17 protein-coding genes are annotated in these 22,676 nt (G+C 66.1%); 8 read left to right on the top strand and 9 right to left on the bottom strand.

What is annotated here, in order from left to right; genetic code table 11:
* Positions 1-18: 18 nt before the first annotated feature.
* From ACQR2C_RS19340 to metF, 5 genes are all read right to left on the bottom strand, one after another.
* Positions 19-1,041, bottom strand: a complete 1,023-nt coding sequence (locus tag ACQR2C_RS19340) for an HlyD family secretion protein (RefSeq protein WP_316216449.1) — start codon at positions 1,039-1,041, stop codon at positions 19-21.
* Positions 1,038-1,757 carry an ABC transporter ATP-binding protein gene (locus tag ACQR2C_RS19335; RefSeq protein ID WP_315805754.1) on the bottom strand — a complete coding sequence of 240 codons (720 nt, stop codon included), beginning with the start codon at positions 1,755-1,757 and terminating at the stop codon, positions 1,038-1,040. The genes ACQR2C_RS19340 and ACQR2C_RS19335 overlap by 4 nt, the downstream gene beginning before the upstream one ends.
* Positions 1,754-2,887, bottom strand: a complete 1,134-nt coding sequence (locus ACQR2C_RS19330) for an ABC transporter permease (RefSeq protein WP_315805755.1) — start codon at positions 2,885-2,887, stop codon at positions 1,754-1,756. Before ACQR2C_RS19330 ends, ACQR2C_RS19335 begins: the two co-directional genes overlap by 4 nt.
* 337 nt (positions 2,888-3,224) lie before the next feature.
* Entirely contained in the window at positions 3,225-7,094 is a 3,870-nt protein-coding gene (gene metH / locus ACQR2C_RS19325; RefSeq protein ID WP_434881860.1) for a methionine synthase, read from the bottom strand.
* A complete protein-coding gene (gene metF, locus ACQR2C_RS19320; protein ID WP_434881859.1) occupies positions 7,094-8,011 on the bottom strand; it encodes a methylenetetrahydrofolate reductase [NAD(P)H] in 918 nt (305 codons plus the stop codon). Before metF ends, metH begins: the two co-directional genes overlap by 1 nt.
* Positions 8,012-8,382: 371 nt before the next feature.
* Between metF and ACQR2C_RS19315 the strand changes: the two genes are divergently transcribed.
* Positions 8,383-9,402: an LLM class flavin-dependent oxidoreductase gene (locus ACQR2C_RS19315; RefSeq protein WP_315805758.1), complete on the top strand. Its 1,020-nt coding sequence runs from the start codon at positions 8,383-8,385 to the stop codon at positions 9,400-9,402.
* Positions 9,403-9,419: 17 nt separating this feature from the next.
* On the opposite strand, the gene ACQR2C_RS19310 is transcribed toward ACQR2C_RS19315, so the two are convergent.
* Together ACQR2C_RS19310 and ACQR2C_RS19305 are read right to left on the bottom strand one after the other, a co-directional pair.
* Positions 9,420-10,085, bottom strand: a complete 666-nt coding sequence (locus ACQR2C_RS19310) for an NAD(P)-dependent oxidoreductase (RefSeq protein ID WP_434881858.1) — start codon at positions 10,083-10,085, stop codon at positions 9,420-9,422.
* A gap of 68 nt (positions 10,086-10,153) precedes the next feature.
* On the bottom strand, positions 10,154-11,023 hold the full coding sequence (locus ACQR2C_RS19305) for an SDR family oxidoreductase (RefSeq protein WP_434881857.1): 870 nt from the start codon (positions 11,021-11,023) through the stop codon (positions 10,154-10,156).
* A gap of 102 nt (positions 11,024-11,125) precedes the next feature.
* Between ACQR2C_RS19305 and ACQR2C_RS19300 the strand changes: the two genes are divergently transcribed.
* Positions 11,126-12,016: a LysR family transcriptional regulator gene (locus ACQR2C_RS19300; protein WP_434881856.1), complete on the top strand. Its 891-nt coding sequence runs from the start codon at positions 11,126-11,128 to the stop codon at positions 12,014-12,016.
* 7 nt (positions 12,017-12,023) lie between these two features.
* Here ACQR2C_RS19300 and ACQR2C_RS19295 read toward each other — a convergent pair whose 3' ends face one another.
* Positions 12,024-12,884, bottom strand: coding sequence for a prephenate dehydratase (locus ACQR2C_RS19295; RefSeq protein WP_315805762.1), 861 nt, complete (start codon positions 12,882-12,884; stop codon positions 12,024-12,026).
* A gap of 33 nt (positions 12,885-12,917) precedes the next feature.
* On the bottom strand, positions 12,918-13,658 hold the full coding sequence (locus ACQR2C_RS19290; protein WP_315805763.1) for a 3-deoxy-manno-octulosonate cytidylyltransferase: 741 nt from the start codon (positions 13,656-13,658) through the stop codon (positions 12,918-12,920).
* Positions 13,659-13,909: 251 nt separating this feature from the next.
* On the opposite strand from ACQR2C_RS19290, the gene ACQR2C_RS19285 reads away from it, so the two are divergent.
* From ACQR2C_RS19285 to ACQR2C_RS19260, 6 genes are all read left to right on the top strand, one after another.
* Positions 13,910-14,458 carry a c-type cytochrome gene (locus ACQR2C_RS19285; RefSeq protein WP_434881855.1) on the top strand — a complete coding sequence of 183 codons (549 nt, stop codon included), beginning with the start codon at positions 13,910-13,912 and terminating at the stop codon, positions 14,456-14,458.
* 372 nt (positions 14,459-14,830) lie between these two features.
* Positions 14,831-16,675 carry an extracellular solute-binding protein gene (locus ACQR2C_RS19280; RefSeq protein ID WP_434881889.1) on the top strand — a complete coding sequence of 615 codons (1,845 nt, stop codon included), beginning with the start codon at positions 14,831-14,833 and terminating at the stop codon, positions 16,673-16,675.
* Positions 16,672-18,549, top strand: coding sequence for an extracellular solute-binding protein (locus tag ACQR2C_RS19275; protein ID WP_434881854.1), 1,878 nt, complete (start codon positions 16,672-16,674; stop codon positions 18,547-18,549). The genes ACQR2C_RS19280 and ACQR2C_RS19275 overlap by 4 nt, the downstream gene beginning before the upstream one ends.
* 3 nt (positions 18,550-18,552) lie before the next feature.
* Entirely contained in the window at positions 18,553-19,665 is a 1,113-nt protein-coding gene (locus ACQR2C_RS19270) for a microcin C ABC transporter permease YejB (RefSeq protein ID WP_315805766.1), read from the top strand.
* Positions 19,665-20,843 (top strand): ABC transporter permease, encoded by a 1,179-nt coding sequence (locus ACQR2C_RS19265; protein WP_434881853.1) that lies wholly within the window; start codon positions 19,665-19,667, stop codon positions 20,841-20,843. Before ACQR2C_RS19270 ends, ACQR2C_RS19265 begins: the two co-directional genes overlap by 1 nt.
* 5 nt (positions 20,844-20,848) lie before the next feature.
* Positions 20,849-22,486 carry an ABC transporter ATP-binding protein gene (locus ACQR2C_RS19260; RefSeq protein WP_315805768.1) on the top strand — a complete coding sequence of 546 codons (1,638 nt, stop codon included), beginning with the start codon at positions 20,849-20,851 and terminating at the stop codon, positions 22,484-22,486.
* Positions 22,487-22,676: the final 190 nt, after the last annotated feature.

Genomic DNA, 22,676 nt, shown 5'->3' with positions numbered 1-22,676 from the left:
CAGTCGAGCCACCAGCCCTCACGGCCTGAAATACACGTCCACCTTCATGCCCACCGCGAACGGACCCGGCTCGGCGAGATCGACCAGCACTTCCACCACGTCGACATCGGTCATGTTGCGCTGGCTGAGCGCAGCCGTGCGGCTGCTCTCGACCAGCGGGGCGATGGCGGCGACCTTGCCGGCGACGTCGCGGCCCCGGAAGGCGTCGGAGCGGACCACGGCCTGCTGGCCGACCTTGATCTTGTCGAGGTCGCGCTGGTCGAGCTCGGCGCGCACGCGCAGCGAGGACGTATCGCCGAGCAGCACCAGCGGTGGCGTCGTCTGCGGCGAAGCGATCTCGCCGGTGCGCGCATTGACCTGCAGCACCGCGCCGTCGAGCGGCGCGCGGATGGTGAGCTTTTCCAACGTGGCGCGGGCGCCCTGCAGTTCGCTGCGGGCGACGTTGAGCTGGCCCTCGGCGCTGACCGGCAGCGGCGCATCCGCGGTGACCTTGCGCAGCTCGTCGGCCTGCTGCTCCAGCTTCGCCTGCGCGGCTGTCAGTTGCGTGCGTGCGGTGTCGACATCGGCATCGGCGCCGCGCCCGGCGCGCCGCTCGGCCACGGCCTTGTCGAGCGCAGCACGCGCGTCGAACACCGCCGCCTGCGCATCGGCGAGGCCGTCTTCGGCGCGGCGCCGCGGACCCGCGCCAGACGGCGTCGACTCCTTGTTGCGCACGCGCTTGCGCATCGCGACCTGCGCCTCGGCGCTGGCGAGCTGCGCGCGGGCTTCGGCGTCGCCGAGCCGCACCAGCGCCTGGCCGGCGAACACGGTCTCGTTCGGCTTGACCAGCACCTCCTGGATCGGCCCGACCACTGGCGCGCCAAGCTTGATCAGGCCGGATGCCGGCTCGACCCGGCCGGGTGCGACGGCCAGCCAGCGTTCCTCCTGGGCATTGGCGGCGCGCGCTGTCGGTGGAATCGAGGTCGGCGTGACGATGATCGCCAATGCAGCCGCGGCGACGAGCCCGAGCAGGTGAGCGCGTTCTGGAATTCCCGATATCATGCGTGCGAGACTTTCTTCATGGACTCGCCGCCGCTCTCCTCGCGGACGATGCGGCCGTCCTCGATGTGGATGACGCGATTGGCAAACGGCAGAATGCGCGGATCGTGCGTCACCACCAGCACCGCGCGCGACGGATCCCTGGCGATATCGGCGAGCAGGGTCATGATCGCCTGGCCGTTGGCGGTATCGAGTGCGCCGGTCGGCTCGTCGGCGAGAATGACCTGCGTCTTGCCGACGATGGCGCGGGCGATCGCGACGCGCTGCTGCTCGCCGCCCGAGAGCTGGCGCGGGAACGACCGCTTCTTCGGGCCGAGGCCGACCCTGTCGAGCACCTCGCGCGCCGCCTTCTTCGCCGCCCGCGCGCGCTCGCCGCGTACGTCGAGCGCGAGCCGGACGTTGTCCTCGGCGTTCAGCGTCGGAAACAGATGATAGGATTGGAAGATGAAGCCGATGCGCTCGCGGCGCAGCTTCGCCAGCGCCTCGGGATCGAGCCCCGCGACCGGCTGGCTGGCAACCCGCACGGTTCCGCCATCCGGCGTCATCAGGCAGCCCAGGATCGACAGCAGCGTCGTCTTGCCGCTGCCCGAGGGACCCATCAGCAGCGCCAGCTCGCCGCCCTTCAGCGACAGGCTCACGCCCTTCAGCGCCTGCACCCGGCCGGCCCCCTGGCCGAGGTGATGCACGAGATCGGTGGCCTCGAGCACGGTCTCGGTCATCGCGAGAACACCAGCGTCGGATCGATGCGCATGACCTTGAGGATCGCCGCGATCGCCGAGCCGATGCACATCGTCACCGTCAGCACGAACAGCGCGACCGTCAGCGCCGGCGTCATGATGACCGGCAGCGCCGATTCCGCCGTCGCCGCCGCCACGATCTTGCCGATGCCGGCGGCACCGGCGAAGCCGACGATGGCGCTGAGCAGCGCCTGCCAGATGATGACGGTGTAGATGTAGCGGCTGGTCGAGCCGATCGCGCGCAGCGTCGCGAACTCGTTGATATGATCCTTTGTGCTGGAATAGAGCGTCTGCGCCACGATCACGGTGCCGACGATCAGTCCGAGCAGCGCGCCGGCGAACAGCGCCGCGCCGGCGCCGGTGCCGAACAGCCAGAACGAGCGGCTGCGGTTGCGGAACTCGGCTGCGGTGAGCACATCGACATTGCCGAGGTTGTCGCGCAACGCCTGCTGCACCGTGCCGAGATCGGCATCGGGCGTCAGCTTCACCAGCAGATAGGACGCCTTGTTCGGCGCGATGCCGGTATAGGTCCGCGCGCGCTCCACATCGGTAAAAACGTAAGGCGTCGTCGTGAACGAGCGGATGCCCTTGGTCACCGCCATCACCTGCACCTTACGATCGCGCAGCTCCGCGGCCTGCTCGACGCCGGTGATGCCGAGCCGCTCGAAATAGGTCCGGTCGATCGCGACCGCGCCCGGCACCGACAGGTCGTCCAGCCGTCCCTCCACCACGTTCCAGGGATGCAGCCCGAGTCCGCGCAGCTCCGAGCCGACCACGAAGACCGGCGTCGTCGTGCCCTGCGGCAGCCGCCATTGCGCATAGCCGATCACCAGCGGCGTCGCCTCCGCCACGCCGGGAACCGCAAGCGCGCGAAACCGCTGCCGCTCGTCGAGCAGCGAGGGGTCCTCGAAGCATTTGGTGCCGACTGGCATGATCCACAGCTCGGCCGGGGAGTGGTCGATCATGGTCGTGACCATCCGGCGGAAGCCGACATAGAGACCCATCTGCACGGTCACCAGCACGATCGAGAAGATGATGCCGATGATGGTCGCGATGAAGCGCAGCCTGTCATGGAACAGGTTTCGCGACGCAAGCCTGAACTGCAACGACATGAACCAAAACCACCCGAAGGCCCCGGGCCTATTTCAGCCGGTTACGGCGGCGATGTCCACGCCGCATCGCCTGGCGGCGACTGTGGCGCTTTGTCATTCGGAGCGGTCGTGGCGCTGGAGACACGGAGGATGGCTCCAACCCTCGGTGTCGCGAACGCCGATGAGAGGCGAGAGCCGTCCGCCATCACGAGGTGTCGTCCCGGCGAACGCAGGGACCCATAACCCCGGAAAGTTGTTGGGGAGCTCGGTCTCCGCGATCGCGTACGACCGATACATCACGCGGTATGGGTCCCTGCGTTCGCCGGGACGACAGTTGTGGGCGTGGTGACTGCGCCGGCTACTTCGCGCCGACCGCCTTCTTGCGCCAGGCCAGATGCACGGCGCAGGTGCAGCCGGCCGGATGACTGGCGAGCTCCGCGGGCGCGGCGTCGTTGGCTGCTGCGGGAGCGGGCGCAGCGGTTGCGCGAGGCGTCTCTGCCTGCTGGCCGCCCCTCGCCGGGATGTAGTTCAGGATCGGCGCCAGCCAGCGCTCGACCTCGGTCACCGTCATGCCCTTGCGCGCGGCGTAGTCCTCGACCTGGTCGCGCTCGATCTTGCCGACGCCGAAATAGAAGCTCTCCGGCGAGGCGAAATAGAGGCCCGAGACCGACGAGCCCGGCCACATCGCAAAGCTCTCGGTCAAGCGGACGCCGGCATTCTTCTCGGCATCGAGCAGCTCGAACAAGGTCGCCTTCTCGGTGTGGTCGGGCTGCGCCGGATAGCCGGGGGCCGGGCGGATGCCCTGATACTTCTCCAGGATCAGGTCATCGGCGGAGAGCGCCTCGTCCGGGGCGTAGGCCCAGAACTCGCGGCGGACGCGGGCATGCAGGCGTTCGGCAAAGGCTTCGGCAAGGCGGTCGGCCAGTGCCTTGACCAGGATCGAGGAGTAGTCGTCATTGGCGTTCTTGAAGCGGTCGGCGACGGCGTCCTCGCCGAGGCCCGTCGTGACGACGAAGCCGCCGACATAGTCCGGCACGCCGGCATCCACAGGCGCGACGAAATCGGACAACGCGGTGTTGAAGCGGCCCTCGCGCTTCTCGAGTTGCTGCCGCAGCGTGTGCAGCGTCGCGATCTCCTGGGTGCGGCCGTCGTCGGCATAGAGCACGATGTCGTCGCCGACGGCGTTCGCCGGCCAGAAGCCGATCACGGCGCGCGCCGTGAACCACTTCTCGTCGACGATGCGCTCGAGCATCTTCAGCGCGTCGTCATACAGCGCCCGCGCGGCCTCGCCGACCTTGGCATCGTCGAGGATGCCAGGAAAACGACCGGCGAGCTCCCAGGTCTGGAAGAACGGAGTCCAGTCGATATAGGGCACGAGCTCGGCGAGGTCATAGTCGACGAACGTCTTGGTGCCGAGGAAGGTCGGCTTCACCGGCTTCGCCTTGGCGAAGTCGATCTTCGGCGCGTTGGCGCGGGCGTCCGCGAGCTTCAGCCGCTTCTTGTCGGCCTGGCCGCGCAGATGCGCCGCGGCGATCTTCTGATACTCGCTGCGAACCTCCGTGGCGTAGGCATCCTTGCGCTCCGGCGACAGCAGTGAGGAGGCGACGCCGACGGCGCGGCTGGCGTCGTTGACGTGAACGACCGGGCCATTCTGGTAGTTCGGATCGATCTTGACCGCAGTATGGACGCGGCTCGTCGTGGCGCCGCCGATCAGCAGCGGCACATTGAGACCCTGGCGCTCCAGCTCGGACGCCAGATAGGCCATCTCGTCGAGCGAAGGCGTGATCAGGCCGGACAGGCCGACGATGTCGGCGTTCTCGGCCTTCGCCGTCTCGATGATCCTGGCCGCGGGCACCATGACGCCGAGGTCGATGACCTCGAAATTGTTGCACTGGAGCACGATGCCGACGATGTTCTTGCCGATGTCGTGCACGTCGCCCTTGACGGTGGCGAGCACGATCTTGCCGGCGTTGGAGCGCTCATTGCCGCGGCCCTTGTTGGCGGCCTTCTCCGCCTCCATGAACGGCATCAGATAGGCGACCGCCTGCTTCATCACGCGCGCCGACTTCACCACCTGCGGCAGGAACATCTTGCCGTCGCCGAAGAGGTCGCCGACCACGTTCATGCCGGCCATCAGCGGGCCTTCGATGACGTCGAGCGGCCGGGTCGCGGCAGCGCGGGCCTCTTCGGTGTCCACATCGATGAACTCGGTGATCCCATGCACCAGCGCGTGGCTCAGCCGCTTGCCGACCGGCCATTCGCGCCACGCGAGATCGGCCTCCTTGGTCTGCTTGCCCTGGCCGCGAAACTTCTCTGCCAGCGCTAGCAGCCGCTCGGACGCGCCGGGGTCGCGGTTGAGCACGACGTCCTCGCACACCTGGCGCAGCTCCGGATCGATGTCGTCATAGACGATCATCTGGCCGGCATTGACGATGCCCATGTCCATGCCCGCCTTGATGGCGTGATACAGGAACACCGAATGCATGGCTTCGCGCACCGGCTCGTTGCCGCGGAACGAGAAGGAGAGATTGGACACGCCGCCGGAAATGTGGGCATGCGGCAGGTTATGGCGGATCCAGCGTGTCGCTTCGATGAAGTCGACGCCGTAGTTATTGTGCTCTTCCAGCCCGGTAGCGATCGCGAAGATGTTCGGATCGAAGATGATGTCTTCCGGTGGGAAGCCGACCGTCTCGACCAGGATCTTGTAGGCGCGGGCGCAGATCTCGGTCTTGCGCTGATAGGTGTCGGCCTGGCCGGTCTCGTCGAATGCCATCACCACGACCGCGGCGCCGTGCCGGCGCGCGATCTTCGCTTCGTGAATGAACTTCTCCTCGCCCTCCTTGAGCGAGATCGAGTTCACCACCGGCTTGCCCTGCACGCATTTCAGGCCGGCCTCGATGACGTGGAATTTCGAGGAGTCGACCATCACGGGAACGCGGGCGATGTCCGGCTCCGCGGCGACGAGGTTGAGGAAGGTCCGCATCGCGGCTTCCGAATCGAGCAGGCCCTCGTCCATGTTGACGTCGATGACCTGGGCGCCGTTCTCGACCTGGTCGCGCGCGACCTGCAGCGCCGCGGTGTAGTCGCCGGCGGTGATCAGCTTGCGGAATTTCGCCGAGCCGGTGACGTTGGTGCGCTCGCCGACATTGACGAAGGGAATGGCGGGCGTCAGCTCGAACGGCTCCAGGCCCGACAGCCGCAGCCGCGGCGCGATCTCGGGCACGGCGCGCGGCTTGTGCGGGGCAACGGCGGCGGCGATCGCGGCGATATGGTCGGGGGTGGTGCCGCAGCAGCCGCCGACGATGTTGACGAGGCCGGCCGACGCGAACTCGCCGATCAGTCGCGCCATGTAGGCCGGCGTCTCGTCATACTGGCCGAACTCGTTGGGCAGGCCGGCATTGGGATAGGCGCAGACCAGCGTGTCGGCGACGCGGCCGATGTCGGCGACATGCGCGCGCAGATCCTCGGCGCCGAGCGCACAGTTGAAGCCGATGGTCAGCGGCTTGGCATGACGGACCGAATTCCAGAACGCCTCCGGCATCTGGCCCGAGAGCAGGCGGCCGGACTTGTCGGTGATGGTGCCCGAGATCATCACGGGCACGTCGATGCCGCGCTCCTCGCAGAGCTCGGCGATGGCGTACAGCGCCGCCTTGGCGTTGAGCGTGTCGAAAATGGTCTCGAGCAGCAGGATGTCGGCGCCGCCATCCAAGAGCCCGCGCGCCTGCTCGCCATAGGCGAGCCTGAGATCGTCGAAGGTCACGGCGCGGTAGCCGGGGTTCGACACGTCAGGTGAGATCGAGGCGGTGCGGTTGGTCGGACCCATCGCGCCGGCGACGAAGCGCTGTTTGCCGTCCTCGGCGGCGACGCGGGTCGCGGCATTGCGGGCGAGCCGGGCGCCCTCGCGGTTGAGCTCGTAGATGATGTCGGAGAGGTCGTAATCGGCCTGCGCGATCGAGGTCGCCGAGAACGTATTGGTGGCGACGATATCGGCCCCGGCGCGCAGATATTGCGCGTGGATGTCCTCGATGGCGTCGGGCTGGGTGAGGATCAGCAGGTCGTTGTTGCCGCGGAGGTCGCGATGGAAGTCGCGGAACCGCTCGCTGCGGAAGGCGGCCTCGTCGAGCTGCAGCGCCTGGATCATCGTGCCCATGGCGCCGTCGAGAATCAGGATGCGCTCGCGGGCAGCGTCAAGGAAGGCGGTACGCGCTGGAGATACAGGGGCGGACATCAGGCGGCAGCCTTGTTGGCGGACTTCGGACGGATGCCGAGCAGATGGCTGATCGCGAACACGAGGTCGGCGCGGTTCATGGTGTAGAAATGGAAGGTGTCGACGCCATGCTTGGCGAGCTTTTGCACCTGGCCTGCGGCGACGGTCGCCGCGACCAGCTTGCGGGTCTCGGGATCGTCGTCGAGACCGTCGAATTTTTCGGCCAGCCAGTCCGGCACCGTCGTGCCGGCGCGGGTCACGAAGCCGCGCGCCTGCTTGAAATTGTGCATCGGCATGATGCCGGGCACGATCGGGATCGTGATGCCGCGGGCGCGGACACGGTCGAGGTATCGGAAGTAGAGATCGTTGTCGAAGAACACCTGGGTGATGGCGCGGGTGGCGCCGGCGTCAACCTTGGCCTTGAGCATGTCGATGTCGGCGTCGAAGTCGCGGCTCTCGGGGTGCTTCTCCGGATAGGCCGAGACCGAGACCTCGATATCGGGATGGCGCTTCTTGATGCCGGCGATCAGCTCGGGCGAGCTCTGATAGCCTTCGGCATGGGTGTAGTAGGGCGTGCCGATGCCGCCGGGCGGATCGCCGCGCAGCGCCACAATGTGGCGGACGCCGACCTCGTGATAGCGCTCGACGACCTCGTCGATCTCGTGGCGCGAAGCGCCGACGCAGGTGAGATGCGCCGCCGGCAGCAGCGCGGTTTCCTTCAGGATGCGCGCGATCGTGGCGTGGGTGCGCTCGCGCGTCGAGCCGCCGGCACCATAGGTCACCGAGACGAAGCTCGGCTCCAGCGGGGCGAGGCGCTCGATCGAGGCCCACAGCGTCCGGTCCATCTCCTCGGTCTTCGGCGGGAAGAACTCGAACGAGATCTTCGGCCGGGGAATCGCGGTGTGGCCGTCGGCAATGGCGGTGGCGAGGTCGGTCATGGCAACGCAGGTTCCGGCTGGGGCGTAAATTTCAACTCAAGAGGGGATCGGCCTCTGGATGTGCCAAGATAAGGGAAGGGCGCTGCAATAAACAGCCCACCAGAAATGGGATTTGGCCCACTGATATGGCAAGAAGCGGATTTTTGAGGAGCTATTGGAAATGCAGAGTGGGACGATAAAGGTAAACAATATCAAAGGTTATCGATTATGGCGAAGGGGTTTTTATCAATCTGAATGTGGGATAGTTTGGTTTCGTTGATGTATACAATCGTATTGTCCCAACATTAGGTCCAGCCATCCACTGCATTTCCGGCAGGTCACCATCGCTTCCAGCCCATTGTGGCGCGCCTCGCAGGCATTAGGTTGAAGCGATGATCCCGATTTCAGTCCTCGACCTCTCCGTCACCACCACCGCCACGCCGGCGTCAGTGGCGCTGCGTAACAGCATCGACCTGGCCCGTCACGTCGATCAGCTCGGCTACGTCCGCTACTGGCTGGCCGAGCACCACAGCCTGCCGTCGGTGGCGAGCCCGTCGCCCGACATCATGATTGGGCAGATCGCGGCAGCGACGCAGCACATCCGCGTCGGCTCCGGCGGCGTGATGCTGCCCAACCATGCGCCGCTGGTGGTCGCGGAGCGCTTCAAGATGCTGGAGGCACTGTTTCCCGGCCGGATCGATCTCGGCCTGGGCCGCGCGCCCGGCACCGACGGCACCACGGCCTATGCGCTGCGCAGCCGGCTCGACCGTCGTGAGGGCGATGACTTCCTGGAGCGGCTGCATGAGCTGATGCTGTGGGAGACCCGCGAGTTCCCCGCCGGCCATCCCTACAACAACGTGATCGCCATGCCCGATGATGCGCCGCTGCCGCCGATCTGGCTGCTCGGCTCCAGCGACTATTCCAGCGAGCTGGCGGCGCAGCTCGGCATGGGGTTCGGCTTCGCGCATCATTTCGCGAGCCACGATGCCGTGGATGCGATGCGGACCTACCGCGCGCATTTCACACCGTCGCGCTGGCGCTCGCAGCCGCATGCGATCCTGGCAGTCGCAGTGGTGACAGCCGAGACCGACGCCGAGGCCGAGCGGCTGGCGTCGTCGATGGACCTCAACCGCTTGCGGCGCGACCGCGGCCAGTTCCTGCCGCTGCCGAGCCCGGAGGAAGCGGCGGCGTACATGTATACAGACGCGGACCGGGCCTCGATCGCGCGCAACCGCTCGCGGCTGTTCGTGGGCGCGCCGGCGACGGTGCGGGCCAAGCTCGATCCGATGATCGCAGCGAGCCAGGCCGACGAGCTGATGGTGATCACCGCGATCTACGATCACGACGCCCGCAAGCGCTCCTACAGCCTGCTCGCCGACGCCTTCGGCCTCGAGCGGAAGGCGGCGGCATAAGCAGGACGGCGCTGGTCTCACCATGTGATCAGCGGCGAGCGATGCAGAAAGCTGTCGTCGCTCACCTGGTCCACCACGAAGCGCGCGACGTCGGCCCGCGCAATCGTGCCGCCGTGAAAGCCGGCGAGATCCGTCAGTGCACGCAGCTTCTGCCCGCCAGGCTTGTCGTTCAGCATGGCGGGGCGAACGATGAGCCAATCGAGCCCGCTGTCGCGAATGACGGCCTCCTGCCGGTTCTTGTCCGCGTAGATGTTGCGCAGCAGCAGCGGCAGGATCAGCCGGTCGTAGACGAAGCCGCCATGGCCGCGGCTGTCGCCGGCGCCGATGCCGGTGATGGCGACCAGACGCGCGACATGCTCGGCCTTCATCGCGTTGACGAGCGCGCGCGTCGAGGTCGAGAGCGTCGTGACCTCGCGGAATGGACTGAGCGGTGTGCCCAGTGAGCTGATCACGGCGTTCTGTCCCTTGAGCGCCTTGCGCAGCGTAGCTTCGTCGCGGGCATCGCCGACGATCAATTGCGCGCCTTGCAGATCCCCGGCCCTCTCCGGCGAGCGCACCAGCGCGGTGACGTGATGGCCGCGCGCCAGCGCGTCGCGCACGATCAGCCGTCCGGTGCCGCCGGTCGCGCCGAGCACGAGGATGTTGGGCTTCATGGTGACGCCATCGTTCGTTTGATTGGTCATGATGACCTCCTTGGATTGCGCGGGACGCTCTCATGGAGACGTCCCGCAGACGCATGGGGTGTGTGCCGTCAGGCGACGGTCGCGCTCTCGGCGACGAAGTCGCGATAGGAGCGCAAGGGGCGGCCGAGCAGCGCGGTCAGGCGGGCGACGTCGCCATCGTCCGGCACCATGCCGTCGGTCTGAAAGCGCTCGCTCATCAGCCGCATGTCGAACGCCATCCAGCTCGGCATGAGCTGCCGCAGGTTGGTCTCGAAGCCCGCGGTGTTGTCGCCGCCATAGCCGATCGGACGCCCCAGCACCTCGGACCAGACAGCGGCGGCATCGGCGCCGGTCAGCGTGTCCGGGCCGACAAGGTTGATCCGCGTCAGCGGCAGCGGCGTCGAGGACTGCTCGCGGCGGATCAGCTCGATGGCCGCGATCTCGCCGATGTCACGGGCATCGATCATGGCGAGGCCTTTGCTGCCGATCGGCATCGGGTACACGCCGTAGCCGCGCACGACGTCCCTGATCGTGAGATCGTTGTTCATGAAGTAGGCCGGCCGCAGGATGGTGGCGTTGAGGCCCATCTGCTCGATCATCCGCTCGACGGCGAATTTGCCGGCGAAGTGCGGCACGTTGACGTAGACGTCGCTGTGGATCACCGAGAGATAGACGATCCGCTCGATGCCGGCCTCGCGAGCGATGTTGAGCGCGACCAGCGCCTGGGTGAATTCGTCTGATGTGACGGCGTTGAGCAGAAACAGCGTCGAGACGCCAGAGAGCGCGCCGCGGAGCGAATCGATGTCGAGCAGGTCGCCTTGGGCGATCTGAACGCCCGCTGGAAAGTTGGCCTTGGCGGGATCGCGGACGAGGGCGCGGACATCGGCGCCGCGCTTGACGAGCTGTTCGACGACGCGGCGGCCGACATTTCCAGTGGCGCCGGTCACGAGGATGGTCATGGGGATCACTCCGGGTTGGTTGTTGGGACACCCGGAAGATATCGATCCACACACGAGCCAATAGACGCTATATCTGGACAGGTCGTCTCACTGGTGGAACGGATGGATCTGCTTGCGCTCGCCGATTTCAATCTCGTCGCCCGCCACGGCGGATTCGGCCGTGCCGCCCGCGCCAGCGGTCGTCCCAAGGCGACGTTGTCCCGCCGGGTCGGCGAGCTGGAAGCGAGCCTGGATCTCAGGCTCATCGAGCGCGGCGGACGCGCGCTGAAGCTGACCGAGGAGGGGCGGGCGCTGTTCGAGCGCGCGGGCGCGCTGCTCACCGAGCTCGACGAGACTGTCGCCGCGATCTCCTCCGGCGGCGACAAGCCGCGCGGCCGGTTGCGGATCAGTGCGCCGCTGCTGTTCTCGCAGACCGCGATGGGCAAGCTCGCCGCCGCGTTCGCGCTCCGATATCCCGAGGTCCGGCTGGACGTGACCACCGACGACCGCACCGTCGACATGGTCGAGGAAGGCTATGACCTGGTGATCCGGGTCAATCCCGATCCCGATGAAAGCCTGGTTGGACGCATCTTCCTGCGCGACCGACTGGTGGTCGTGGCGAGCCCAGGCCTGACGCGGCCGGCGGATCACGCCGTCATTCCAGCGGTCGTGCGCGGCAGCGATCAGAACGCAGTCTGGGAGGTGAAAGCGCCGGCGGTACGATCGCGCATCGCGTTCGCCCCCATCCTTCGCCTGTCGTCGCTGATCATGGTTCGCGATGCGGTCCGCGCGGGCGTCGGCGCCGCGTGCCTGCCGCTGTCGCTCGTCAGCCACGATCTGGCGGCCGGCCGGCTGGCGCATTGGGGCGATCTGGACGCGCCCGCCATCGCGCTGTGGACGCTCTATCCATCGCGCCGGCTGCTGAGCGCGCGCGTCTCCGCCTTCCTCGACTTCCTGAAGGAGGCGTTCCCGACGGGAACGCCCGCTGAGCTGGCGGCCTATATCGAAGCGTGAGCCCCGATCACTCCATCCGCTCGCTGAACGTCGCGCGGAACGGATGCGCCGGATAGACGCCGACGATGCGCAGCTCGCGCGAGAAGAACTTCAGCTCCTCCAGCGCGAAGGCCAGCCCCTTGTCGTTGGGATGGCCGTCGACGTCGGCGTAGAACTGCGTCGCGAAGAAGTTGCCGTCGACCATGTAGCTCTCGAGCTTGGTCATGTTGACGCCGTTGGTGGCGAAGCCGCCGAGCGCCTTGTACAGCGCGGCCGGCAGGTTGCGGACGCGGAACACGAAGCTCGTCACCAGCGGCCCGGAATTCTGCTCGGCCCACTGCTCCTGGCGCGCCAGCACGACGAAGCGGGTGGTGTTGTGGGCCTCGTCCTCGATGTCCTCGGCGAGGATGTCGAGGCCGTAGATCTCGGCGGCCAGCCGCGAGGCGATTGCCGCCACGCTCTTGTCGCCGCGCTGCGAGACGTCCCGCGCGCTGCCCGCGGTGTCGCCGGCGACGATCGGCCGGACGCCGAGCTGGCGGATGATGCGGCGGCACTGGCCGAGCGCGTGGACATGGCTCTCGACCGTCTTGATGTCGGCGAGCTTGGTGCCCTTCAGCGCCATCAGCTGGTGGCGCACCGGCAGGAACCATTCGCCGATGATGTAGAGGCCCGAGGCTGGCAGCAGATGGTGGATGTCGGCGACGCGGCCGGCGACCGAATTCTCGATCGGGATCATGCCGAGATCGGCCTCGCCGGAGGAGATCGCGCTCAGCGCGTCCTCGAAGGTCGCGCAGGGCATGGCCTCGGCGGTCGGATAGGCCTCGGAGATGGCGATGTGGGAATTGGCTCCCGGCTCGCCCTGGAATGCGATTTTCAAGATCTTGCTCATGGTGGGCCTTCTAGCAGCTCGAGCCTTTGTCAATTAAGCCTTGGACAGCAGCCGGCGTGCGGTTTCGAGGTCGGCCGCGGTGTCGACGCCGCGCGGCACGGCGTCGACCACCATCACGTCGATGCGCATGCCGTCCTCCAGCGCCCGCAGCTGTTCCAGCTTCTCCTGCTGCTCCAGCGGCGATGGCGGCAGGCTGACGAAGCGCTCCAGCGCCGCCCGGCGGTAGGCGTAGAGGCCGATGTGATGGTACCTCGGTCCGTCGCCATGCGGCGCCGTGGCCCGGGTGAAATACAGCGCGCGCAGGCGCCGTCCACCGACAGGCGAGCCGACCGCCTTGACGACGTTCGGGTTGAGGCTCTCCTCCTCGGTATGGATCTGCGCGGCAAGGGTCGCGATGTCGACCGCGGGATCCTCCAGCGGCGGCAGCACGTCGCTGATATTCTGCGGGTCGATGGTCGGGAAATCGCCCTGCAGGTTGACCACGATCTCGGCCTCGCGGGCAGGGTCGAGCTTGCACATGGCCTCGTAGATGCGGTCTGACCCCGAGGGATGATCCGGCCTGGTCATGACCACCTCGCCACCCGCGGCAGCGACGGCCGCAGCAATCTCCGGCGTGTCCGTTGCCACGGCCACCCGGCCGATTCCCGCCTCCTGCGCGCGCCGGAGCACCTGAACGATCATCGGCTGGCCGGCGATGTCGAGCAGCGGCTTGCCGGGCAGGCGGGTCGAGGCCATGCGGGCCGGGATCAGCACGAGGATTTTGGACTTGGTCATCCGGGAAACGGCAGGTCGGAGCCGGTCGCAACAGCGCGGGCCGGGCTTGATGGGGACAGCGAAAGCGGCCCGCTTATACGGGTTGCCAGAGCACGGGCAAACCGATATCTCACTTCTGCCGCAGGGGGAGGCGCGACGGCTCGATTCCGCTCGATGCCTTCACGAGTCCTTTCTCGAATCCTGGGGCGACTCACGGTCGCGGCCCCGCGGCCCCCAAGCAATGAAATCCGCCCTCGGAGCCTGATTCCAAAATGGACTCCTTCGAACTGAACAAAATCCTCGGCGCCGTCCTGGCCGCCTGTCTGGTCGTGCTGGTCACGAGCTTTTCCGCCGGCGCGCTGTTCGCGCCGAAAATGCCGGAGAAGCCGGGCTTCGAGATCGCGGTGAAGGAGGCCGAGGGCGCAGGCAAGGAAGCCGCTGCGCCGGCCGCGGCCGAGCCGATCGAGAAGCTGCTGCAGACCGCCTCGGTCGAGAAGGGCGCTGCCGCTGCCAAGAAGTGCGCGGCCTGCCACACCTTCGACAAGGGCGGCAAGAATGCCGTCGGCCCCAACCTCTACGGCATCGTCGGCGACAAGGTCGGCGAAGGCCGCGGCTTCAAATTCTCGGCAGCGATGGCGGCCAAAGGCGGCACCTGGACGATCGAGGAACTCAACCACTTCATCACCAATCCGAAGGGTTACATCCCGGGCACCGCGATGGGTTTTGCCGGCATCCAGAAGGACTCGGAGCGCGCCGACGTGCTGGCTTACCTGAACTCGCTGTCGGACAATCCGGCGCCGCTGCCGACCGCAGCCAAGTGATCGGCTGCTGATCCCCAATTTCCGACGGCCGGGCCCCAAGCCCGGCCGTTTTGCTTTGCGGGGCGAATTTCGCCGCATTTGGGACCTTTGGTCGCATCCACCTCGTTCACAACCCGGTATCATGAGGAAAAAGCAAGGTTATTGGTCGAAACCTTGCCGTATATTGTCCCCTGAATGGAACGGGTTCACGGGCTGGAGCACCCTGGCTGAGGCCGGCGAAACCTGCCCTTGCGAATTGGGTTACGATCGAACGTTGGATCTCTGAGCAGCAGCGGCCACGGCCGACCACCTGCTTCAAGCGGTCTTATTCAGAGGAAGTCTCATTTGACGATTACCCGACGACAGCTCCTGCAGAGCAGCGTCTTCGCTGCGATGACCCCGGCGCTCGGCACCGCCGCCAGCCTCGCCCCGCTCGACGCCGCACAGGCGCAGGCCGGCGAGCAACTGGTCTGGCGCCACGGCCTGTCGCTGTTCGGCGAGATCAAGTACCCGGCGGACTTCAAGCGCTTCGACTACGTCAATCCCGACGCACCCAAGGGCGGCACGGCCCGGATGATCTCGCTCGGCACCTTCGACAATTTCAACATCGTCGTGATGTATGTGAAGGGCAACATCGCCGCCGCGGCGGGGCTGGTCTACGAGACCTTGATGACGCGGTCGCAGGACGAGGTGTCGACCGAATACGGCCTGCTCGCCGAGTCGGCGGCCTATCCGGACGACTATTCCTGGGTCATCTACCGCCTGCGCAAGGAAGCGCGCTGGAACGACGGCAAGCCGGTGACGCCCGAGGACGTCATCTTCTCGCTGGACGTCCTGAAGAAGAACAGCCCGCACTATTCGTCCTATTATCGCCATGTCGTGAAGGCCGAGAAGACCGGCGATCTCGAGGTCAAGTTCACCTTCGACGGCCCGGGCAATCGCGAGCTGCCGCACATCGTCGGCGAGTTGCTGGTGCTGCCGAAGCACTGGTGGGAAGGCACCGACGCGCAGGGCCGCAAGCGCGACGTCACCGCGACGACCCTGGAGCCGCCACTCGGGTCGAGCCCGTATCGCGTCAAGGAGTTCGTGCCCGGCCGCTCGATCAAGATGGAGCGCGTCAAGGACTACTGGGGCGCCAGCCTGCCGGTCCAGATCGGCCAGAACAATTTCGACGAGCTGCAGTTCGAATATTTCCGCGACAACATCGTCGCCCTCGAGGCCTTCAAGGCCGACCAGGCCGACTGGATCAACGAGAACTCCGCCAAGCAATGGGCGACGGCCTACGACTTCCCGGCCATCAACGACAAGCGCGTGGTCAAGGACGAATTCCCGATCAGCGATTCCGGCCGCATGCAGGGCTTCGCCTTCAACCTGCGGCGTCCGCAATTCCAGGACGCGCGGCTGCGGCGCGCCTTCAACTACGCCTTCGATTTCGAGGAGATGAACAAGCAGCTGTTCTACGGCCAGTACAAACGGATCAACAGCTACTTCGAAGGCACCGATCTGGCCTGTTCCGGGCTGCCGCAGGGCCAGGAGCTGCAGATCCTCGAGGAGCTGCGCGACAAGGTGCCGCCGGACGTGTTCACTACGGTCTACCAGGCCCCGGTGGGCGGCAATCCCGAGAACGTTCGCGCCAATCTGCGAGAGGCCACCAGGCTGCTGAAGGACGCAGGCTTCGAGATCAAGGACCGCAAGCTCGTCGATCCCGCCGGCAAGCCGGTCACGGTCGAACTCCTGGTCCAGGACCCGTCGTCCGAGCGCATCGTGCTGTTCTACAAGCCGTCGCTGGAGCGCCTCGGCGTCGCGGTGACGGTCCGCCAGGTCGATAACGTCCAGTATGAGAACCGGGTGCGCACCTTCGACTACGACATGATCATCGACGTCTGGGGGCAGTCGCTGTCGCCCGGCAACGAGCAGCGCGATTTCTGGGGCTCCAAGGCCGCCGACGAGCCCGGCTCGAAGAACACGATCGGCATCAAGAATCCCGCCGTCGACGCGCTGATCGAGAAGATCATCTACGCCAAGGATCGCGCCTCGCTCGAAGCCGCGACGCACGCGCTGGATCGGGTGCTGCTGTGGAATTTCTACGTCGTCCCGCAGTTCACCTATCCGTTTTCGCGCAGCGCGCGCTGGGACCGCTTCAGCCATTTCACGCCATTCCCGAAATATGCGCGGTCCGGCTGGCCGAATCTGTGGTGGTACGATGCCGACAAGGCCGCCAAGGTGAAGCGCTCTTGAGCCGGCTTTCTCATTTGTCGCGGCGCGGCGTGCTCGGGCTTGGGCTCGGCGCGCTCACGGCGCCGTTGCTCACGCCGGCCAAGGCCGCGGAGTTCGGCGCCGAGGCCCACGGCATGTCGGCGTTCGGCGATTTGAAATATCCCGCCGACTTCCGGCAGTTCGACTACGTCAATCCCGACGCGCCGAAGGGCGGGCTGTTCTCGCTGATCCCCTCGGTGCGCGCCTACAACCAGTCCTACCAGACGTTCAACTCGTTCAATGCCTATGTCCTCAAGGGCGAGGGCGCCCAGGGCATGGATATGACGTTCGCGACCTTGATGGTGCGCGCGAGCGACGAGCCGGACGCGGTGTATGGGCTGGTCGCGAAGTCCGTCGCGATATCAGCGGACAAGCTGAGCTATCGTTTCACGCTCCGTCCCGAGGCGTGCTTCCACGACGGCACGAAGATCACGGCACATGACGTCGCCTTCTCGCTGAACACCTTGAAGGAAAAGGGCCACCCGCTGATCGTCGTGCAGCTGCGCGACTTCGTGAAGGCCGAGGCGCTCGACGATGCGACCGTCGTGGTGAGCTTCGTCGAGAAGCGCGCCCGCGACGTGCCGCTCTACGTCGTGACCCTGCCGATCTTCTCGAAGGCCTGGTACGCCAACCGCGCCTTCGACGAGAACCCGCTCGACGTGCCGCTCGGCTCCGGCCCGTACAAGGTCGGCAAATACGAGATCAACCGCTACGTCGAATTCGAGCGCGTCAAGGACTGGTGGGCCGCCGATCTGCCGGTCAGCCGCGGCATGTATAATTTCGACATCGTCCGCTACGAGTTCTATCGCGACCGCGACGTCGCCTTCGAGGGCTTCACCGCCAAGAGCTATCTGTTCCGCGAGGAGTTCACCTCGCGCATCTGGGCGACGCGCTACGATTTCCCGGCGATCAAGGACGGCCGCGTCAAGCGCGAGCTGCTGCCGGACGAGACGCCGTCCGGCGGACAGGGCTGGTTCATCAACACCCGCCGCGACATGTTCAAGGACCCGCGCGTCCGCCAGGCGCTGACCTACGCGTTCGACTTCGAATGGACCAACAAGACCATCATGTACGGCGCCTATGCGCGCACCGTGTCGCCGTTCCAGAACTCCGACACGGTCGCGGTCGGGCCGCCGTCGCCGGAGGAGCTGAAGCTCCTCGAGCCGTTCCGCGGCCAGGTGCCCGACGATGTGTTTGGCGAGCCCTTTGTCCCTCCCGTCTCCGATGGCTCGGGGCAGGATCGCACGCTGCTGCGCAAGGCCACGCAACTGCTGCAGCAGGCCGGCCTGCCGGTGAAGGACGGCAAGCGGATGCTGCCGAATGGCGAGGTGTTCGCGATCGAGTTCCTGATCGACGAGGTCTCGTTCAAGCCGCACCACGGCACCCTGATCAAGAATTTGCAGACGCTCGGCATCGACGCCGACCTGCGCATCGTCGATGCGGTGCAGTACCGCGCCCGGGTCGAGGATTTCGATTTCGACATCACGGTGCAGCGGCTGTCGATGTCGCCGACCCCCGGCGACAGCCTGCGGCCGTATTTCACCTCGGACGCGGCCAAGACCAAGGGCTCCTACAATCTCGGCGGCATCAGCAATCCCGCGATCGACGCGCTGGTCAACAAGGCGATTTCGGCGGAGACCCGCATCGAGCTGACCTTGGCCTGCCGGGCGCTTGATCGCGTGTTCCGCGCCGGCCACTACTGGATACCGCAATGGTATCGCCAGACCCACCCGATCGCCTATTGGGATCAGTTCAGCCACCCGCCGAAGCCGCCGAAATACGCCTCGGGCGTCGGCGCCCCCGACATCTGGTGGTACGATGCCGCCAAAGCCGCAAAGCTGGAGCAGGCGAAGTAGTTCATGGCCGCCTATATCGCCCGTCGCATCCTGCTGATGCTCCCGACCCTGCTCGGGATCCTCTTCATCTCCTTCGTCGTGGTGCAGTTCGCGCCGGGCGGCCCGGTCGAGCGCGTCATCGCGCAACTGACCGGCGCCGACACCGGCGGCACCTCGCGCATCTCGGGCGGCAGTGGTTCGGATTTCGGCGCGCGGCCGCCGGGACAGGTGGGATCCGGCGGCGAGCTGAACTCGAAATATCGCGGTGCGCAGGGGCTCGATCCCGCCTTCATCAAGCAGCTCGAGAAGCAGTTCGGCTTCGACAAGCCGGCGCCGGAGCGCTTCGCGCTGATGGTGTGGAATTTCGCGCGCTTCGATTTCGGCAAGAGCTATTTCCGCGACACGAGCGTGCTGCAGCTCATCAAGGAGAAGCTGCCGGTGTCGATGTCGCTCGGCATCTGGATGACCCTGCTGACCTACCTGATCTCGATCCCGCTGGGGATCCGCAAGGCGGTGCAGGACGGCTCGCGCTTCGACGTCTGGACCTCGGCCGTGATCATCATCGGCTACGCCATTCCGGGCTTCCTGTTCGCGATCCTGCTCATCATCCTGTTCGCTGGCGGCTCGTTTCTCAACATCTTCCCGCTGCGCGGGCTGACGTCGGATGGCTGGTCGGACTTCCCGTGGTACTGGAAGATCATCGACTATTTCTGGCATCTCACTTTGCCGCTGGTATCGATGGCGCTCGGCGCCTTCGCGACCATGACGCTGCTGACCAAGAACTCGTTCCTCGACGAGATCCGCAAGCAATATGTCATGACCGCGCGCGCCAAGGGCTGCAGCGAGAACCAGGTTCTGTACGGCCACGTGTTCCGCAACGCCATGCTGATCGTGATCGCCGGCTTTCCAGGCACCTTCATCAACGCCTTCTTCTCCGGCTCGCTGCTGATCGAGACCATCTTCTCGCTGGATGGGCTCGGCCTGCTCTCGTTCGAGAGCATTCTCAATCGTGATTATCCCGTTGTGTTCGGCAATCTCTTCATCTTTTCGCTGCTCGGCCTCGCGATCAACCTGATCTCGGATCTGACCTACATGTGGATCGATCCGCGGATCGACTTCGAGGCGCGGGAGGTCTGATGACGATCACAGCCACCCCTCCGGTCGAGACCAAGGCGCAGGCCCCGCTCGGCGAGGCCGTGCCGCCGACGCGGCACTGCTTCCGGCCGTCGCCGCTCAATCAGCGCCGCTGGCAGAACTTCAAGGCCAACCGCCGCGGCTACTGGTCGCTGTGGATCTTCCTGTTCCTGTTCGTGGTGTCGCTGTTCGCCGAGCTGATCGCCAATGATCGGCCGTTCCTGATCAAGTTCGACGGCCACCTGTACTTCCCGGCGTTCGTCACCTATCCGGAAACGGCATTCGGTGGCGACTTCGAGACCGCCGCGGACTATCGTGATCCGTATCTGCAGAAGCTGATTGCGGACAAGGGCGGCACGGTGATCTGGCCGCTGGTCCGCTACTCCTACGCCACGCACAATCTCGATCTGCCGACGCCGGCGCCATCGCCGCCGACCTGGATGCTGACGGAGGCACAGTGCAAATCCGTGGTCGAGAAGAAGGGGCTGAAGAGCTGCCGGGATCTCGAATACAACTGGCTCGGCACCGACGACCAGGGCCGCGACGTCGTCGCACGGCTGATCTACGGCTTCCGCATCTCCGTTTTGTTCGGCCTGTCGCTGACGTTCTTCTCCTCGATCATCGGCATCGCCGCCGGCGGCGTGCAGGGTTATTTCGGCGGCTGGGTCGATCTGTTGTTCCAGCGCTTCATCGAGATCTGGAACGCGATTCCCTATCTCTATCTGCTCCTGATCCTGTCGGCGGTGCTGGTGCCCGGCTTCTTCACGCTGCTCGGGATCATGCTGCTGTTCTCTTGGGTCTCGCTGGTCGGCCTGGTGCGCGCTGAATTCCTGCGCGGCCGCAATTTCGAGTACATCCAGGCGGCGCGCGCGCTCGGCGTCTCCAACGCCGTCATCATGGTCCGCCATCTCCTGCCGAACGCGATGGTCGCGACCATGACCTTCCTGCCCTTCATCGTGTCGAGCTCGGTGATGACCCTGACCGCGCTCGACTTCCTCGGCTTTGGCCTGCCGCCGGGATCGCCGTCGCTGGGCGAGATGCTGTCGCAGGCCAAGTCCAACGTGCAGGCGCCGTGGCTCGGTCTCACCGGCTTCTTCTCGGTCGCGATCATGCTGTCGCTCTTGATCTTCATCGGCGAGGCCGTGCGCGACGCATTCGATCCGCGCAAGACGTTCAGGTGACCGACATGGATGCGATCAGCCAGCCGCTGCTTTCGGTCAGCGATCTCTCGGTGGCCTTCCACCAGCAGGGCCGCCTGTCGACCGCCGTCGACCACGTCTCGTTCGACATCAAGCGCGGCGAGTGCGTCGCCCTGGTCGGCGAGTCCGGCTCGGGCAAGTCGGTCAGCGCGCTGTCGGTGCTGAAGCTGCTGCCCTATCCGGTCGCCTCGCATCCGTCGGGCAGCATCCGCTTCAAGGGCCGCGATCTGCTGCCGCTGTCGGAAGGCGAGATGCGCGGCATCCGGGGCAGCGACATCTCCATCATCTTCCAGGAGCCGATGACCTCGCTCAATCCGCTGCACACGATCGAGCGGCAGATCAGCGAGATCCTGCATCTGCACCGACCGATCTCGAACGGCGCGGCGCGGGCGCGCGTGCTCGAACTGCTGACGCAAGTCGGCATCCCCGAGCCGGAGACGCGGCTCGGCAGCTATCCGCATCAGCTCTCCGGCGGCCAGCGCCAGCGCGTGATGATCGCGATGGCGCTCGCCAACGAGCCCGATCTGCTGATCGCCGACGAGCCGACCACCGCGCTCGACGTTACCGTGCAGGCGCAGATCCTGGCGCTGCTCGCCGACATCCGCGCCCGGCTCGGCATGAGCCTGCTGTTCATCACCCATGACCTCGGCATCGTCCGCCGCATCGCCGATCGTGTCTGCGTCATGAACGGTGGCAAGATCGTCGAGCAGGGTCCGGTCGAGCAGGTGTTCACCGCGCCGTCGCATCCCTACACCAGGGCGCTCCTCGCCGCCGAGCCGAAGCCGGACCCGGCGCCGCCGCGGCCCGATGCGCCCGTGGTGATGCAGGCGAAAGACCTCAAGGTCTGGTTTCCGATCAAGCGCGGCCTGTTCCGCTCCACCGTCGGCCACATCAAGGCGGTCGACGGCGTCAGCATCGCCGTGCGCAAGGGCGAGACGCTCGGCGTGGTCGGTGAATCCGGCTCCGGCAAGACCACGCTGGGGCTGGCGCTGCTGCGGCTGATCTCCTCCGACGGTCCGATCGTGTTTCTTGGCAACGAGATCCAGGGGCTGACCTTCAAGCAGGTGCGCCCGTTCCGCCGCGACATGCAGATCGTCTTTCAGGACCCGTTCGGCGCGCTCAGTCCGCGCATGTCGGTCGGCGACATCATCGCCGAAGGCCTGAGCGTGCATCAGCCTGACCTGTCGGAGGAGCAGTCCGAGGCGAAGGTCGTCAAGGCGCTCACCGATGTCGGGCTCGATCCGGAGACGCGCTTCCGCTATCCGCACGAGTTCTCCGGCGGCCAGCGCCAGCGCATCTCAGTGGCCCGCGCGGTCGTGCTGGAGCCGAGCTTCGTCGTGCTGGACGAGCCGACCTCGGCGCTCGACATGCTGTTCCAGTCGCAGATGGTTGAGCTGCTGCGCGAGCTGCAGCGCAAGCGCGAGCTGACCTACATGTTCATCTCGCACGACCTCCGCGTCGTTGCCGCCCTCGCCAGCCATCTCATCGTGATGCGCCATGGCAAGGTGGTGGAGGAGGGGCCGGCCGCGCAATTGTTCAAGGCGCCGAAGACCGACTACACCCGCGCACTGTTCGCGGCCGCGTTCAGGAACGAGACGGCGGGGAATGGGGCGGCGGCGAGCTAGGGGATGGAGCGCGGTCGGTTCGTTCAGCGCTTTGAGACTGAGCGGCTACTGACTTACTGATGAAGCTGGGTAGGCCGTCCTCGATCGGATTCCGATCAGCGAAGCCGGGCAGAGCCTTGAGTACTGTTCTCAGTGGCGTCCCCTTTGGCCCGTTAATCACCCCCATTGGCGCCCGTGCTGGGGACGGAAA

Origin of the sequence: Bradyrhizobium sp. HKCCYLRH3061, from assembly GCF_051168015.1 — a bacterium.
Lineage (GTDB): Bacteria > Pseudomonadota > Alphaproteobacteria > Rhizobiales > Xanthobacteraceae > Bradyrhizobium.
Note: the sequence above shows the minus strand (reverse complement) of the source record. Positions and strands in the feature narration are given on the sequence as shown.